Source organism: Micromonospora sp. NBRC 101691 (genome assembly GCF_030269285.1).
Lineage (GTDB): Bacteria > Actinomycetota > Actinomycetes > Mycobacteriales > Micromonosporaceae > Micromonospora > Micromonospora echinospora.
In genome coordinates, this window is sequence record NZ_BSTB01000031.1 from 14,804 (window position 1) to 32,510 (window position 17,707).

Genomic DNA, 17,707 nt, shown 5'->3' on the forward strand with positions numbered 1-17,707 from the left:
CATCACAGCCCGAGTTCCGTGTCGATCAGGCTGAAGATCTCGTCGTCGCTGGCCTGGTCGAGGTCCAGGTCGTGGTCGGCGGTGGAGGCCCCGCGCATGGTCCGCCACTTGGCGACCAGCACCTCGAGTCGGGCCGTGACCTGGGTGTGCAGGTCCGCCTCGACGGTCGTCTCGGCGAGGACGCGTTCCAGGTTCTCCAGTTCGGCGAGGATCGCCGGGGTGGCCTCGCCGCCGTCGGGGACGAGCCGGGAGCGCAGGAACGCGGCGAGCGCGGCCGGGTCCGGGTAGTCGAAGATCGCCGTGGCGGGCAGTCGTTCGCCGGTCGCCTCGGTCAGCCGGTTGCGCAGCTCCACGGCGGTCAGCGAGTCGAAGCCGATCTCGTTGAACGCCTGTTCCGGCCGGATCGCGTCCGGGCTGGCGTGACCGAGCACGGTGGCCGCCTCGGCACGGACCAGGTCGAGCAGGTACGCGGACTGCTCGGCCGCGGTGAGCGCGCGGAGCCGTCCGGCGAGGTCCGGGCCGCCCGTGCTCACCGTGGCACGGGACCGGGGCCGTTCCTGCCGGACGAGGCCACGCATCAGCGCCGGCACCACGGCCCGCCCGGCGAGGGCGGACACGTCGACCCGGGTGGGCACGAGGTGTTCCTCGGCGACGGCCAGGCCGGCGTCGAAGAGGGCCATGCCGAGGTCGGTGGGGATGGCGAGCTGACCGTCCCGGGCGGTGATCCGGGGGTCGGTACGGTTCAGCGCGCCGGTCATCGCGCTGGCCTGCTCCCACAGCCCCCAGGCGTACGACTGGGCGGGCAGGCCGGCTCCGCGCCGCCGCCGGGCCAGCGCGTCGAGGTACGCGTTGGCGGCGGCGTAGTTGCCCTGGCCGGGGACGCCGAACACGCCCGCGCCGGAGGAGAAGAGCACGAACCCGGCGAGGTCGAGATGGCGGGTCGCCTCGTCGAGGTGCCGGGCGGCGTCCACCTTGGGGCGGAAGACGGTGTCGATCCGGTCGGGGGTGAGCGCGGTGACCACCCCGTCGTCGAGCACCCCGGCGGCGTGCACCACGGCGGTGAGCGGGTGCGCGTCGGGCACCCCGGCGACGAGGCGGGCCACGTCGGCCCGGTCGGCGACGTCGGCGGCGACCACGGTGACCGTGGCGCCGAGGGCGGTCAGGTCGGCGGTGAGGTCCGGCACGCCGGGGGCGTCCGGGCCGCTGCGGCTGGCCAGCATCAGGTGCCGTACGCCGTGTCCGGCGACCAGGCGACGGGCGACCAGCCCGCCGAGCAGGCCGGTGCCGCCGGTGAGCAGCACGGTGCCGTCGGGGTCCCAGTCGGCGGGCATGGTGAGCACCACCTTGCCGACGTGCCGGGCCTGGCTGACGTACCGGAAGGCGTCGGGTGCCTGGCGAACGTCCCAGGCGTGCACCGGCAGTGGCCGGAGGGTGCCGTCGGCGAAGAGGTCCATCAGGGTGACCAGCATCCGCTGGATCTCGTCGGGTGCCGCGGTGGTCAGGTCGTACGCCTGGTAGGCGACGCCGGGGTGGTCGACGGCGACCTGGGCCGGGTCGCGCAGGTCGGTCTTGCCCATCTCCAGGAACCGTCCGCCGCGCGGCAGCAGCCGCAGCGACGCGTCGACGAACTCGCGGGCCAGCGCGTCGAGCACCACGTCGACGCCGCGTCCGCCGGTGGCGGCGAGGAACCGCGTCTCGAAGTCGAGGGTGCGGGACGAGGCGAGGTGGTCCTCGGGGATGCCCATGGCCCGCAGCGCCGGCCACTTGCCGGGGCTGGCGGTGGCGTAGACGTCCGCCCCGAGATGGCGGGCGAGCTGGACGGCGGCCATGCCCACGCCACCGGCGGCGGCGTGCACGAGCACGGCCTCGCCGGCCCGCAGTCCGGCCAGGTCGACCAGGCCCCGGTAGGCGGTGAGGAAGACCACCGGCACGGACGCGGCCTGGGCGAAGGTCCAGCCGTCGGGCATCGGGGCCAGCAACCGCCGGTCGGTGACCGCGACCGGCCCGAAGCAGCCGAGGAAGACCCCGAGCACCCGGTCGCCGGGACGCAGGTCGGCCACGGCCGTGCCGACCTCGGTGACCACGCCGGCCGCCTCGCCGCCGGGCGGGCCGGGGTCGCCCGGGTAGAGGCCGAGGGTGTTGAGCACGTCCCGGAAGTTCAGTCCGGCGGCGCGGACCCGGACCCGGACCTCCCACGGGCCGAGCGGGGCGTCGGCGGCGTCGGTGGGGACCAGCGTCAGGTGTTCCAGGCTGCCCCGGGTCGGCACGTCGAGCCGCCACGCCGGGGTGGCCGGCGGGGTGAGGGTGACCGCGTCGGCGCGGCGGGCCAGACGCGGGACGTACGCGACGCCGTCCCGCCAGGCCACCTGCGGCTCACCGGTGGCGAGCACGGCGGCGACGGTGGCCGCGTCGGGCGCGCGGTCGGTGTCGAGCAGGACGAACCGGTCGGGGTGCTCGGACTGGGCGGAGCGGACCAGTCCCCAGGCGGTGGCCGCCTCCGGATCGTCGACCTCGGCGGAACTGTGCACGCCGACCGCACCCCGGGTGAGCAGGACCAGCGGGGTGCCCGCCCAGCGGGCGTCGGCGAGCCAGCCCTGCACCAGCGCGAGGGCCTCGGCGGCGACGAGGCGGGCCCGGTCGTCGTCCGGCACGCGGTCGGTCGGGCTCGGTCCGCCCCCGCCCGGGGCGGGGTCGGTCGGGCCGCCCACGGCGGCGAGGACGGCGTCGGGCGCGGGGGTGCCCGCGTCGACGGTCCGGGCGAGCGCGGCCGGGTCGGCGTGGTGCGGGAAACCGTCGGCGGGGCGGCCGAGCACCACCACCCGGGTCACCGGGACGGTCTCGGGGACGGCGAGGGGCTGCCAGTCGAGGCGGAACAGCGCGTCGTCGACGGCGGCGTCCCGGGTGCCCAGTTCGCCCCGGGAGATGGGCCGCATGGCCAGTGAGGCGACCTCGGCCACCGGAGCGCCGGCCGCGTCGGCGGCGGTCAGGGTGAACGCGTGCGGGGCCACCCGGCGCAGCCGGATCCGCAGCGCGCCCGCCCCGGCGGCGTGCAGCACGACGCCGTTCCAGGCGAACGGCAGCAGCATCCGGTCGGCTCCGGCGTCCGCGAGTCCGCCGAAGTGCGCGGCGTGCAGCGCGGCGTCGAGCAACGCGGGGTGCAGGTTATACCGGTCGGCGTCGGCGCGCGGCCCGGCGGGCAGCTCCACCTCGGCGTGCACCTCGTCGCCGGTGGTCCACACCGCGCGCAGGCCCTGGAACGCCGGCCCGTAGGCGTATCCCTCGTCGGCCAGGCGGGCGTAGAAGTCGGTCAGGTCGACGGGGCGGGCGTCACGCGGGAGCCCGGCGGTGGCCTCCGGCGGCGCGGTGCTCGTCGCGGCGAGGGTGGCGGTGGCGTGCCGCGTCCACGGTGCGCCGGGCGGACCGTCGGCGGGACGGGAGTGCAGGGTCACCGGGCGACGGCCGTCCTCGCCGGCCGGGCCGACGGCCACCTGCACCTGGGTCGCCGCGTCGGGCGCGAGGGCCAGCGGGGCCTCGATGACCAGTTCGTCGAGGACGGGGCAGGCGACCTCGTCGCCGGCGCGCAGGCACAGCTCGACCAGCCCGGTGCCGGGCACCAGGATCGTGCCGGCGACCGCGTGGTCGGCCAGCCACGGCTGGTCGGCGACGCAGAGCCGGCCGGTGAACAGGTGACCGCGCGCCTCGGCCAGCGGCACGGACGCGCCCAGCATCGGGTGGTCGGCGGCGGCCAGGCCGACCGCGCCGACGTCGCCCCGGCCGGTCACCGGCCGGGGCCAGTAGCGCCGGTGGGCGAAGGCGTACGTCGGCAGGTCCACCCGCCGCCCGCCGGTCAGGGCGGGACGCCAGTCGACCGGGACGCCGCGCACGTGCAGCTGGGCGAGGGAGAGCAGGAAGCGGTCCAGGCCGCCCTGGTCGCGCTGGACCGATCCGACCGTCACCGCCTCGGTGTCGTCGTCGGTGAGGGTCTGTTCGATCCCGACGGTGAGCACGGGGTGCGGGCTGCACTCGACGTACGTGTCGTGGCCCTCGGCGGCCAACGCGCGGACCGCCCGTTCCAGCTCCACCGGCTGACGCAGGTTGCGGTACCAGTAGTCGGAATCCATCTCGGGGCCGTCGAGCCAGCGCACGTCGGTGGTGGAGAAGATCGGGACGGCGGCCGGGCCGGGCGTGACACCGGCCACCGCGGCGGCCAGCTCGTCGCGGATCCGCTCCGTCTGCGCGGAGTGGGAGGCGTAGTCGACCGCGATCCGGCGGATCCAGACCTGCTCGGCGGCGAGTTCGGTGAGGAGTTCCTCGACCGCGGCCTCCTCCCCGGAGACCACCACGGCGGACGGTCCGTTGACGGCGGCCACGGCCAGCCGGTCGCCGAACCGGGCTGTCCGGTCCCGGACCACGTCGGCGGGGAGCGCCACGGAGGCCATCGCGCCCCGTCCGGCCAGGGCACGCATCGCCCGGCCGCGCAACGCCGCCACCCGGGCGGCGTCCGGCAGGGAGAGCACCCCGGCGACGCAGGCGGCGGCGATCTCGCCCTGCGAGTGGCCGACCACGGCGGCGGGCTGGACGCCGTAGGAGCGCCACAGTTCGGCCAGGGAGACCATCACCGCGAAGAGGACGGGCTGCACCACGTCGACCCGGTCCAGGCCGGGTGCGCCGGGCACCCGACGCAGCACGTCCAGCAGGGACCAATCCACGTGGGGCCGGAGCGCGGCGTCGCAGGCGGCCATCCGCTCGGCGAAGACGGGGGCCTGGTCGAGCAGGTCCAGGGCCATGCCGTCCCACTGCGAGCCCTGCCCGGGGAAGACGAACACGCAGCGCCGGGCCGGGCCGGCGTCACCGCGCACCAGCTCCGGTGCGGACCGGCCGTCGGCGAGCGCGTCGAGGGCGGCGGCGATCCGGTCCGCGTCGACGCCGACGAGCACCGCCCGGGTGTCGAAGGTGGCCCGGCTGGTGGCGAGCGACCAGGCCACGTCGAGGGGACGCAGGTCGGACCGCTCGGCGAGGTGGGCACGCAGCCGCCGGGCCTGACCGGCCAGGGCCTCGGGGGTACGCGCCGACAGCAGCCAGGGCAGCGCGCCAGCCGCCGGGGCGGCGTCGACCGGCGCGACGGTGGACCCCTCGGTGGCCGGCCCGGTGGCGGTGGCCGCCTCGACGACGACGTGCGCGTTGGTGCCGCTGATGCCGAACGAGGAGACGCCGGCCCGGACCGGACGGTCGGTGCGGGGCCAGGGGCGGGCCTCGGTGAGCAGGTCGACCGACCCGGCGGCCCAGTCGACGCGGGAGGTGCGGGCCTCGGCGTGCAGGGTGCGGGGCAGCCGGCCGTGCCGCATGGCGAGGACGACCTTCAGCACCCCGGCCACACCGGCGGCGGCCTGGGTGTGCCCGAGGTTGGACTTGACCGAGCCGAGCAGCAGCGGCGGGACGTCGGCCGGACGCTGCCCGTACGTGGCGAGGATCGCCTCCGCCTCGATCGGATCGCCGAGCGGGGTGCCGGTGCCGTGCGCCTCGACGACGTCCACGTCGGCCGGGGTGAGTCCGGCGGCGCCGAGCGCGGCCCGGATGACCCGTTCCTGGGAGGGCCCGTTCGGGGCGGTGAGCCCGTTGGACGCCCCGTCCTGGTTGACGGCCGTGCCGCGCACCAGGGCGAGGACGGGGTGGCCGCGCCGCCGGGCGTCGGAGAGCCGTTCCACGACGAGCATCCCGACCCCCTCGGACATGCCGAACCCGTCGGCCTCCTCGGCGAACGCCTTGCACCGCCCGTCGGCGGCGAGGCCACGCTGACGGCTGAAGCCGGTGAGACCGGCCGGGGTGGACATCACCGACACGCCACCGGCCAGCGCCAGGTCGCAGTCGCCCTGCCGGAGGGCCTGCACCGCCAGGTGCAGCGCGACGAGCGACGCCGAGCAGGCGGTGTCCACGGTCACCGCCGGCCCCTCCAGCCCGAGCGTGTACGCCACCCGTCCGGAGAGGACGCTGCCGGCGGTGCCGGTGAGCAGGTGGCCCTCGTCGGCCGTGGTCTCCCCGTCGTCGGAGGAGGCGCCGGGGGCGATGTGGTCGGCGTAGTCCTGGCCGTGGGTGCCGGCGAAGACGCCGGTACGGCTGCCGCGCAGCGTGCCCGGATCGATGCCGGCGCGTTCCAGCGCCTCCCAGGAGGTCTCCAGCAGCAGCCGGTGCTGCGGGTCCATGGCGAGGGCCTCGCGAGGGCTGATGCCGAAGAACGCGGCGTCGAAGTCGGCGATGCCGGTGAGGAAGCCCCCGGCGCGCACGTACGTCCGCCCGGGTGTGCCGGGGGCCGGGTCGTACAGGTCCGCAAGCGGCCAGCCCCGGTCGGTGGGCAGGTCGCCGATGACGTCGCCACCGGCGTCGAGCAGCCCCCACAGCTCCTCCGGGGAGCCGATGCCACCGGGGAACCGGCAGGCCATCGCGACGATCGCCACCGGTTCGTCGAGGGCGACGGTGGTGGCGTCGGCGACCTCGGTGGCGGTGGTGCCGAGCAGCCGGGCGTGCAGGTGCGCGGCGAGCAGCTCCGGGGTGGGGTGGTTGAACACCGCGTGCGGGGCGACCCGGACCCCGGTGGCGGCGGAGAGCCGGTTGCTCAGCTCCACCGCCGTCAGCGAGTCGAAGCCGAGCTCCTTGAACGGGCGGTCCGGCTCGACGGCGGCGGGGTCGGTGTGCCCGACGACGGTGGCGCAGCGGGCCCGGACCAGGTCCAGCAGGAGGGCGGCCCGCTCCGGCTCGGCGAGACCGGCGAGGCGGTCGGCGAACCCGGCGGCGGTGCGCGGCGCGGCCTCGGCGTTGACCGCCCGGCGGGGTGGCGGCGGCAGCAGCGCCCACAGCAGGGCCGGCACCTCCCCGGAGGCACGCACGGCGGCCAGGTCCAGTCCGATCGGCACCAGGTTCGCCGGGTCGGCGGCCAGGGCGGCGTCGAACAGGGCCAGCCCGGCGGCGGTGTCGAGGGGGCGGGTGCCGCCCCGGGCGAGGCGGGCCAGGTCGGCGGCGCCGAGGCGGCCGGCCATGCCGTCCGGCTCGGCCCAGAGGCCCCAGGCCAGCGCGGTGGCCGGCAGGCCGTGGGCACGACGGTGCGCGGCGAGCGCGTCCAGGAAGGCGTTACCGGCGGCGTAGTTGCCCTGGCCGGGGCTGCCGAACACCGCCGACGCGGAGGAGAAGAGCACGAACGCGGCGAGGTCGAGGCCGGCGGTCAGCTCGTGCAGGTGCCACGCGCCGTGCACCTTGGCCCGCAGGGTGTTCGCCCAGCGCGTCGGGTCGAGGTCGGTCAGCAGCGCGTCGTCGGTGACCCCGGCGGCGTGCACCACGGCGACGAGCCGGTCGGCGAGGGGGGCGACGACCGCTTCGAGGGCCGCGCGGTCGGCCACGTCGACGGCGACCACCCGGACGGTGACGCCGGTCCCGGCGAGCGTGTCCGTCCAGGGGACCGGCCGGCCGGTCCGGCTGAGCAGGACCAGTTCGCTGACGCCGTGCGTGGTGGCGAGATGGGTGGCGACGTGCCGGCCGACGCCGCCGGTGCCGCCGGTGACCAGCACCGTCCCGCCGGCCAGCGCCGGTGCCGGGGTGCCGGGGTCGGCGGGGCGCAGCCGGGGCACCAGGGCCCGACCGTCGCGGACGGCCACCTCCGGCTCGTCGGTGGCGGCGGCCAGGGCCGCCCGGACCGTGGCGTCGTCGGTGGCGTCGAGGCTGAGCAGCAGGAACCGGCCGGGGTGTTCGGCGCGGGCGACCCGGAGCAGGCCGACGACCGGCGCGTGCACCGGGTCGCCGTCCCGGACGGCCACGGCGAGCCGGGTGTCCTCGGCGCGCGGGTCGGCGAGCCAGCGCCGGAGCACGCCGAGCAGGTCGAGCCCGACCGCGTCGGCCCGGTCGGGCACGGCGGCGTCCGGGTCGCCGTCGCCGACGCGGAGCACGAGCAGCGGGGGCAGCGGCCCGGCCGGCGGCACCTCGTCGGCGACGGTCCAGGTGGGCACCGGTGTCGCCGGCGTCGCCGCCGGCAGCCAGTCGACCGTGTAGAGGCCGGCGGGGCCGGTGTCGGCGGTCGGGGCCGCGTCGGCGGTCGGCACCGGCACGTCGCGCAGGACGACACGGTCGACGTCGAGCACCGGGGCCCCGGCGTCGTCCACGGCGCTCAGGGTCACCGCGTCGGCCCCGGCACGGGCCAGGACGACCCGCAGCGCGTGCGCGCCGACGGCGTGCCGGCGGACCCCGGTCCACTCGGTGGGCACGGTCCGCCGGCCGTCGCCCGGGTACCGGGCGAGGCCGGCGAGCGGCAGCAGGCGCAGGGCGGCGTCGAGCACCTGCGGGTGCACCCCGTAGCGCTCCGCGTCGGCGTCGGTGGTGTCCTCGGGCAGGCGTACGTCGACGAGGAGCCGGTCCCCGGCGACCCAGGCGGCCCGGGCCAGGTCACCGGCGAGCGACCGGTGCGCGTCGACGGTCAGGTCCACCGGCCGCGCCCCGGCGGGTGGCCACGGCGACCCGACGGCGCTCGGGGCGGCCGGTTCGGCCGGGGCGAGCAGCGCCTCGGCCACCTCCCGCCAGGGCTGCCCGGCGGTGCGCACGTGGCAGCGGGCGGCCCGGTGGCCGTCGGGATCCGGACCGGCGAGGTCGACCTGCACGTCGACGGTCAGCTCGGCGGGGAACGGAACCGGCTCGGGGACCCGCAGGCGCGCCACGGTGGGCACACCGAACTGCTCACCGAGGTGGGTGAGCACGTCCAGCAACGCGGTGGCGGGCAGCAGCGGCGCGCCGTCGTCGACGGTGGTCGGACCGGGCTGGCCGGCGGTGATCCGGCCGGTGGCGACGACCTGGCCGGTGCCGGCGACCGGCAGCACCCCGTCGAGGAGCGGGTGCCCGGTGTCGGCGAGCCGGCCGGAGCCCGGTCCGTCCGCTGGCAGCCAGTAGTGCCGGCGCTGGAAGGCGTAGGTGGGCAGGTCCACCCGGCGGCGCGGGCCGGGGCCGGCGACGGCGGCCCGGTCCACCCCGACACCACGTACGTGCAGTCGGGCGACGGCGGTGAGCAGCGCGTCCGGTTCCGGTTCGCCGGTGCGCAGGGTGGGGACGAACGCCAGCTGGTCACCGGCGTCGGCGAGGCACTCCTGGGCCGTGGCGGTGAGCACCCCGCCCGGCCCGGCCTCCAGGAACGTGGTGACGCCGTGCCGGTGCAGGGCACGTACCCCGTCGAGGAAACGGACGGTGCCCCGGACGTGGTCGACCCAGTAGTCGGCGGAGCAGAGCCGCGCCGGGTCGACCAGCTCACCGGTCAGGTTGGACACCACCGGCAGCCGGGGGGCACGGTAGGTCAGGCCGGCGGCGACCTCGCCGAACGCGTCGAGCATCGGCTCCATGCGGGCCGAGTGGAAGGCGTGCGACACCCGCAGCCGACTGGTGCGGCGGCCGGCGGCGCGCAGGGTCGCCGCGACGGCCAGCACCGCGTCGGTGTCCCCGGAGAGGACCACGCTGGAGGGGCCGTTGACGGCGGCGAGCCCGACCCGGTCGGTGAGGTGGACGGCCACCTCGGCCTCGGCGGCCTCGACGGCGACCATCGCGCCCCCGGCCGGTAGCTCCTGCATGAGCCGGGCCCGCGCGGCGACCAGGGCGGCGGCGTCGGCGAGCGGGAACACCCCGGCCACGTGGGCGGCGGCCAGCTCACCGACGGAGTGGCCGATCAGCAGGTCCGGGCGGACGCCCCAGGACTCGACCAGCCGGTACAGCGCCACCTCGACGGCGAACAGCGCCGGTTGGGTGTAGAGGGTCTGGTCGAGCAGGGCGGCGCGTCCGTCGCCGTCGGGAGCGCGGACCACGTCGGCGACCGGGTGCGGGGCCACCCCGGCGAGGTGCCGGTCGAGTTCCGCGCAGGCGGCGTCGAACGCCTCGGCGAAGACCGGGTACGCGGCGTGCAGCCCGGCGCCCATGCCGGGACGTTGGCCGCCCTGGCCGCCGAAGAGCACGGCGAGCAGCCCGTCGCCGGTCCGGCCGGTGACGACGGTGGGCAGGTCGGCGTCGCCCCGGGTGAGCGCGGTCAACCCGGTCCGGGCGCCGGACGGGTCGGTGACCAGCAGGACAGCCCGGTGGTCCAGCGCGGCCCGGGTGGTCGCCAGGGCGTGCGCGACGTCGCCCGGGTCGGCGTCCGCGCCGGGGCCGTCGAGCCAGCCGAGCAGGCGGGCGGCCTGGTCCCGCAGGCCCTCCCGGCTGGCGGCGGAGAGCAGCCACGGCACGGTCGTGCCGCCGCGGACACCGGCTCCGGCGGCCTGCGGCGCGGCGACCTCGCCGGACCCCGGCCCGCTGTCCACGGCGAGGTGCGGCGCGGCGTCCCCGGTGGTGGCGTACGTGGCGTCGGGGTCGGGCGCCTCGACGATGACGTGGGCGTTGGTGCCGCTGATCCCGAACGACGAGACGCCGGCCCGGCGGGGCCGGTCCACCACCGGCCAGGGGCGGGCCTCGGTGAGCAGCTCCACCGCCCCGGCGGTCCAGTCCACCTCGGAGGTCGGAGCGTCCACGTGCAGGGTGCGGGGCAGCGCGCCGTGCCGCATCGCGAGGACCATCTTCATCACCCCGGCCGCGCCGGCGGCAGCCTGGGTGTGCCCGAGGTTGGACTTCAGGGAGCCGAGCAGCAGCGGCCGGTCCACCGGCCGGTCCTGCCCGTACGTGGCGAGCAGGGCCTGTGCCTCGATCGGGTCGCCGAGGCGGGTGCCGGTGCCGTGCGCCTCGACGGCGTCCACGTCGGCCGGACCCAGGCCGGCGGCGGCCAGCGCGCGCCGGATCACCCGCTCCTGGGCGGGCCCGTTGGGGGCGGTCAGCCCGTTGGACGCCCCGTCCTGGTTGACGGCGGTGGCCCGCAGCACGGCGAGGACCGGGTGCCCGTTGCGGCGGGCGTCGGAGAGCCGTTCCAGCAGCAGGACGGCGACGCCCTCGGACCAGCCGGTGCCGTCGGCGGCCTCGGCGAACGCCTTGCACCGCCCGTCCGGCGCGAGACCGCGCTGGCGGCTGAACTCGACGAACGCCTGCGGGGTGCCCATCACCGCGACGCCGCCGGCCACCGCGAGGGAGCAGTCCCCGGCGCGCAGCGCCTGCGCGGCGAGGTGCAGCGCCACCAGCGACGACGAGCAGGCGGTGTCGACCGTGACCGCCGGCCCCTCCAGCCCGAGGGCGTACGCGACGCGACCGGAGACGACGCTGCCGGCGGTGCCGACCCCGAGGTAGCCCTCCACACCGGGCGGCGCCTGGCGCAGGTTCGCGGCGTAGTCGTGGTGCATGACGCCGGTGAAGACCCCGGTGGCGCTGCCCCGCAACGCGGTCGGGTCGATGCCCGCACGCTCGAACAGCTCCCAGGAGCTCTCCAGCAGCAGCCGCTGCTGCGGGTCCATGGCGAGCGCCTCGCGGGGGCTGATCGCGAACAGGGTGGCGTCGAAGTCGGCCGCGTCGGCGAGGAACCCGCCGACCCGCGCGTACGACGTGCCCGGCTGGTCGGGGTCGTCGGAGAACAGGTGGGCGAGGTCCCAGCCCCGGTCGGTGGGGAACCCGGTCAGTCCCTCCCGGCCCTGGTCGAGCAGTTCCCACAGCTCCTCGGGCGCGGTGACGCCGCCGGGGAGCCGGCAGGCCATCGCGACGATCGCCACCGGCTCGTCGGTGGACGACGGCCCGGTCGCCTCGGTCGCCGCCACCGGACCGGCGCCGCGCAGCCGGGCGCCGAGATGCCGGGCGAGCGCCTCCGGCGTCGGATGGTCGAAGGCGGCCGTGGCGGAGAGCCGGGCCCCGGTCTCCCGGGCCAGCCGGTCGCGCAGGGCGACCGCGCCGACCGAGGTGAACCCGAGTTCCTTGAAGGCCCGCCCGGGGCGGACCGCGACCGGACCGGGCAGGCCGGCGACCTCGGCGGTGGCGGCCCGGACCAGGTCCAACAGGATCCGGTCGCCCTCGGCGACGGTCAGCACGGCCAGCCGCCGACGCAACGTCCCGGCCACCTCGGCGGTGTCACCGGCCGGCCGTACCGGCTCCCGCCAGGCCGGGTGGCCGGCGGTGGGTCGGGCGAGCAGGACCAGGTCGGCGCCGTCGTGGGCGACGTCGAAGGCGTCGAGGTCGCGCCGGAGCGCGGCGGCCGTCGGCGCGGGGCCGTGGGCCGTGGCGCCGGCCAGCCGGGCGGGCAGCCCGGCCGCCCGCCGACGGGCGAGCAGGGCGTGCAGGGAACCGACGACGGCGGCGGCCCGGTGACCGTCGGCCGCCCCCAGCAGCGGGTCGGTCGGGACGAGCACGGTGAAGGTGGTGACGTCGGCGTGCCGGGTCCGTCGGTGCAGCCCGTCGGCGAGGGCGAGCAGCCATCCGCCGTGGTCGGCGTCGTCGGCGGCGCGGTGCCGGCCCGGACGGTCGTCGAGGTCGTGGGCGGCGGTGAGGGCGTCGGCGGTGAGGCAGAGCACCGCCGCGCCGATCTCCTCGTCGCCGACCGACGCGGCCGGGTCCGGGGCGGGCCCGGAGGCCAGCGGGGTGGCCTCGGCACCGGCGGCGGTCAGTTCGGCGGCCAGGGCGGCCAGGGCGGGGGCGTCCACCGGTCCGGTGGCGAGCAGCCGCAGCCGTCGCACGCCGTACGCGGTGACCAGGTGCCGGGCCAGCGCGGCCCCGAGCGGGGTGTCCGCGCCGGCCAGCACGACCGGGTCGGCGACCGTGGCGGCACGCGCCACGGTCGGGACGGGCACCGGGACGAGGTGCGCGTGGCGGGCTCCGCCGGCCCGCAGGGCGACCTGGGCGGCACCGGTGGCCACCACGGCCGGCAGCAGCGCGTACGGGTCCGCGTCGGCGTCCCGGTCGACCAGCACGATCCGGTCCGGGTGGGCGGCCTGGAGGCTCCGGGCCACCGCCCAGGCTGCCACGGCCGCCGGGTCGAGGTCGGGGTCGTCGGCGGCGTCCGGGGTCGAGGCGTCCACCGCACCGCTGGTCAACAGGACCAGCCGGGTGGCGGCGAACCGGTCGTCGGCGAGCCAACCGCCGAGCGACACCGGATCCGCGTCCGGCGACCCGACCGGCAGGACCACCACGTCCGGCGCCGGCCCGCCCTGGCGCAGGTCGGCCAGGTCGGGGTGGAACCGGAGACGGTCCGGATCGGCCGCGTCCCGCTGCGGCGCGGCCCTCACGGCGGCGTGCGGCGCGTGGTCGGCGCCGACGACCGCCCAGCGCCGCTCCGGCACCGGTACGCCGGCCAGGTCCAGGGGCGCCCAGCCGAACCGGACCAGTTCGTCGTGGTGGCTGCCGTTGACCGCGCGCAGCCGGGCCGGCTGGTCGGGCAGCAGCCGACGGGTGACCTTCCCGGACGCGGTGCGCGGCACGGCGGCGATCTCGTACAGCTCCTGCGGGACCTTGTGGTAGGCCAGCCGTTCCCGGCAGGCGGCCAGCGCGGCCCGGGGCGCGAAACCGTCCGGCCCGGCGACGACGTACGCCACCGGCACCTCGCCGAGCACCTCGTGCGGACGGCCGGTGACCGCCACGTCGGCGACGCCGGGGACGGTCCGCAGCACCTCCTCCACCTCGACCGGGTGGATCTTCTCGCCGCCCCGGATGATCAGCTCCCGGTGCCGTCCGGTGACGAAGAGGTTGCCGGCGTCGTCGCGGCGGGCCAGGTCACCGGTGCGGTACCAGCCGTCGCGCAGCACCGCGTCGGTGTCGGCGGGTCGGCCGTGGTAGCCGAGCATGACGCTCGGTCCACGCACCCACACCTCGCCCTCCACCCCGACGGGCACGTCCCGGCCGGTCTCCGGATCGACCAGGCGGACGTCGACGCCGGGCACCGGACGGCCGCAGGATCCCTCGACCCGGGGATCGTCGGGACGGGTGACGGCGATCGAGCCGCAGGTCTCCGTGCTGCCGTACGCGTCGAGCAGTGGCGCGTCGAAGACCTCCTCGAAGGCCCGGCGCAGCGGCGCGGTGGTGATCGCGCCACCGACCAGGCACACCCGCAGGGCCGGGGCGCGGAAGCCGGTGTCCCGGGCGGCGGCGACCAGGTGGTGGTACATGGCCGGCACACCGGCGAGCACGGTGGCCTCGTCCTGCTCGACGGCGCGCAGGACGTCCTCGGCGGAGAACCCGTCGACGAGGCGGGCGGTCGCGCCGACCGCGGTCACGCTGAGCACGCAGCCGATGTGGGAGAGGCTGTGGAACAGCGGCAGCGGCCAGACCACCCGGTCGTCGGAGGTGAGGCCGGGGATCGGCACGTAGCAGGAGGCGACGGACCACAGGCAGGTGCGCTGGGTGGAGAGCACACCCTTGGGGCGGCCGGTGGTGCCCGAGGTGTAGAGCATCCAGGCGACCTCGTCGAGGCCGAGGTCGTCGCGGGCGTCCACCGACGGCTCGGCGTCGACCAGCTCCGACCAGGCGGCGACGCCGGCCGGGAACGGGCCGCTGCCGGTGACCCAGATCCGCAGGTCGGGACGGTCCCCGCGCAGCCGGAGCAGCTGGTCGAGGTGTTGCGGGTCGGTGACCACCAGCACCGCGCCGGAGTCGTCCAGCAGGTGGGCCAGCTCGGCGTCCGTGCTGCGCGGGTTCACCGGCACGCCGACCGCCGCCGCCCGGGTGACGGCCAGCCACGTCTCCACGGTCTCCACCCGGTTGCCCAGGCAGAAGGCGACCCGGTCGCCACGGGCCACCCCGGTCACGACGAGGTGCCCGGCCAGTCGGCGGGTCCGCTCGGCGAGCGCGGCGTAGCTGACCGACCGGTGGTCGTCGCGGAACGCGACCCGGTCCCCCAGCCGGGCGGCGTGGGCCCTCAGCAGATCGGGCAACGGCTGGACCAGGTCGCTCCGAAGCATGTCGTCACCACATCCGTCCCTCGCCGTAACGGCCCAAGTCTTCCCAGCGACCTCCCGGTGACCTACCCCTGTCACCCCCTAAGTGCTCCCCAGATCCACCCGTGGAGGCGGTGACCAGGCGCGTCGCCGGCCGATGATGGGGTGGCCCGAGGACCGTCGCACCCGTGCCCGCCCCGCCGACCAGTCGAGGTGCCGTCGTTGGAACGCTCCTGGATGTTCGCCCACCTCGCCGTACCCGGCGGGGGTTGTCCGGACGCCCGCGCGGCCGAGCTCGTCGGCACCGTCGTGGCGGGACTGGTCGCCGCCGTGCGTGCCGCCGACCCCCCGTCACGCTGGTTCTACGACCGACTCGGTCCCCCCACCGACCCACGCCTCCGCGTCGGCCTGCACGCGAACGACGTCGGCCTCGACGCGGCCCGTCGACGGCTGGGCGGCGACCCGACGGCGTCGCTGGCCCCGGACCCGTACGCCGTCCGCGACGCCGCGCGCGGCGGGCCGCTGGCGCAGGCCGGCAGTGAGCTGGCCCTGACCCTGCTGGGCGGGGACGCCCCCTGGCTGGCCGGCATGGAACTGCCCCTGGCCGTGGCGCACCTGCGGCACCTGTGCGACCTCATGCCGGTCGCCGACCGGCCCGCCTTCCTCTTCCTGCACTGGCAGGACCGCAGCCGCGCATTGAGCGCCGCGAGCCGCCGTGACCTCGCCGCCCAGGCGGACAGCGGGGCCGAGAAGATCGTCCTGGCCGCCGGGGACCTGCCGTCGACCGGTCCGGTCGCGGCGGCCTGGCAGCGCTACCTGGACCGGGTCACCGAGGTGATGGGTGCGGACCACGCGGCCACCCCACGCGGTTTCCTGCTCGCCGAGCACGCCCAGCTCACCCACGGCCGGTGGGGCATCGACCCGGCCGTCGACTCGCTGGCCGCCATGGCGCTGCGGCTGGCCCGGCGGGACGGTCCCCCGCCCGCCGTACCGACCGCCCCGCCCGCTTCGACGAGGAGACCCGCAGCCGCATGAACACCCGCACCGACGGTCCCGAGGCGACCGGCCGTGTCGACGTCCGCCTCGGCGACCGGAGCTACCCCGTGTTCGTCGGCCCCGGGGTCCGGCACCGGCTGCCCGAGGAGGTGGCCCGGATCGGTGCCCGCCGGGTCGTGGTGGTCTCGGCCCGGCCACCCGAGTGGACCCCGGACCCGGGGGTGCCGCACCGCGTCGTGCCGGCCCGCGACGGCGAGCACGACAAGACCCTGGCCACGGTGGAGCACCTGTGCCGGACGTTCGCCGACTTCGGACTGACCCGCGCCGACGCGGTGGTCTCCTGCGGCGGCGGGACCACCACCGACGTGGTCGGTCTGGCCGCCGGCCTCTACCACCGGGGGATCGCGGTGATCCACCTGCCGACGTCGCTGCTGGCGCAGGTGGACGCCAGCGTGGGCGGCAAGACCGCGGTCAACCTGCCCGAGGGCAAGAACCTGGTCGGCGTGTACTGGCAGCCCCGCGCGGTGCTCTGCGACACCGAACAGTTGGACACGCTGCCCGCCGTCGAGTGGCGCAACGGCTACGGGGAGATCGCCCGCGCCCACTTCATCGGCGCCGGAGAGCTGCGCGACCGGCCGGTGACCGAACAGATCACCGCCTGCGTGGCGCTCAAGGCGCGGGTGGTGGCCGCCGACGAGCGTGACGCCGGCCTGCGGCACATCCTGAACTACGGCCACACCCTGGGGCACGCGCTGGAACGGGCCACCGACTTCCGGCTGCGTCACGGCGAGGCGGTCGGAGTGGGCACGGTGTTCGCCGGTCGGCTGGCCGGTCTGCTGGGCCGGATCCCGACCGACCGGGTCGACGAGCACCGGGCGGTGGTGGCCGGCTACGGTCTCGACACGCGGCTGCCCGACGGGGTGGACCACGACGACCTGCTGGCGTTCATGCGGCGGGACAAGAAGTCCACCTCGGGACTGTCCTTCGTGCTCGACGGCCCGTCCGGCCCGGAACTCGTCGCGGACGTCGACGAGACCGCCGTCCGAGCCGCCCTCACCGACATGTGAGGCTGGGGTTGGCTGGTAGCAGGGGCCCCCTGTTACCGCTTTTTGATGAGCAGGGGTCCCCTGCTACCAACCGAGCATCCCGCCCTGGGCGAGCGCAGCGTGCCGGGGGCGGGGCGGAGCCGGCGGGCGGGAGCGGGGCGGGTGGTCAGGCGGCGGGCACAGCCGGGCAGTGGGCGAGCAGTTCCTCCGGCTTGTGCGCGACCAGGTCCGGGGCGGCGGCGAGCAGGCCCTCGACGTCCCCGCCGTGCCAGGTGGTGGCGACGGTCGTCACCCCGGCGTCGCGTCCACTGGTCAGGTCGGTGATCGCGTCACCGACCATCATCGCCTGGTGCGGGGGCATCCCGAGCAGCTCCAGCGCCCGGAGCACGATGTCCGGCGCGGGCTTCGGCCGGGGCACCTCGTCGGAGCCGATCACGTGGTCGAACAGGTGCAGCACGCCGAGCAGGTCCAGCAGCGACCGGGCCCGGGGGCCGCTCTTGCCGGTGGCGACCGCCATCCGGATGCCCCGCTCGGACAGCTCCTCCAGCGTCTCCCGGACGCCGGGGAACAGTGGCACCTGGTGGGCGAGCCGGTAGCTCTCCCGGACGAAGGGCTCCTCCATCTCCAGCGGCAGCCCCATCAGGCGCATGATGTCCGGGAAGTACCGCCCCATGTGCTTGTTGTACTCCTCGAACGGCGCCGGCCCCGGCCCCACCACCTCGGCGTAGGCGACGCTGAACGCCGCGCGCATCACCGCCGAGCTGTCGACCACGACACCGTCGAGGTCGAAGACGACCGCCCGGATCGGCCCCGGTCGCGCGGGGGCTGTGCTGACCTCGAGGGTGGACGGCGGATGGCTCATGGCTGCTCCCGAGTGGGTTC

General features: G+C 76.9%; 4 protein-coding genes. 2 read left to right on the forward strand and 2 right to left on the reverse strand.

Features of this window, described 5'->3' with window-relative positions:
• Window positions 1–2 precede the first annotated feature (2 nt).
• Window positions 3–14,807, reverse strand: a complete 14,805-nt coding sequence (locus QSK20_RS30660) for a type I polyketide synthase (RefSeq protein WP_285792106.1) — start codon at window positions 14,805–14,807, stop codon at window positions 3–5.
• A 189-nt stretch (window positions 14,808–14,996) separates the two neighbouring features.
• Here QSK20_RS30660 and QSK20_RS30665 point away from each other — a divergent pair, with 189 nt between their 5' ends.
• Together QSK20_RS30665 and QSK20_RS30670 are read left to right on the forward strand one after the other, a co-directional pair.
• Window positions 14,997–15,818, forward strand: a complete 822-nt coding sequence (locus QSK20_RS30665; protein ID WP_285792107.1) for a hypothetical protein — start codon at window positions 14,997–14,999, stop codon at window positions 15,816–15,818.
• Window positions 15,815–16,846 (forward strand): 3-dehydroquinate synthase family protein, encoded by a 1,032-nt coding sequence (locus QSK20_RS30670; protein WP_285792108.1) that lies wholly within the window; start codon window positions 15,815–15,817, stop codon window positions 16,844–16,846. The genes QSK20_RS30665 and QSK20_RS30670 overlap by 4 nt, the downstream gene beginning before the upstream one ends.
• Before the next feature lie 145 nt (window positions 16,847–16,991).
• Here the strand turns inward: QSK20_RS30670 and QSK20_RS30675 are convergent, their stop codons facing one another.
• Complete coding sequence (locus QSK20_RS30675; RefSeq protein WP_285792109.1) at window positions 16,992–17,687, reverse strand: HAD-IA family hydrolase; 696 nt, start codon at window positions 17,685–17,687, stop codon at window positions 16,992–16,994.
• Window positions 17,688–17,707 lie beyond the last annotated feature (20 nt).

Excerpts from the sequence above, each read along its gene's own strand:
- QSK20_RS30660 (WP_285792106.1), bottom strand. The coding sequence starts at position 14,807 with ATGCTTCGGAGCGACCTGGTCCAGCCGTTGCCCGATCTGCTGAGGGCC.
- QSK20_RS30670 (WP_285792108.1), top strand. The coding sequence starts at position 15,815 with ATGAACACCCGCACCGACGGTCCCGAGGCGACCGGCCGTGTCGACGTC.
- QSK20_RS30675 (WP_285792109.1), bottom strand. The coding sequence starts at position 17,687 with ATGAGCCATCCGCCGTCCACCCTCGAGGTCAGCACAGCCCCCGCGCGA.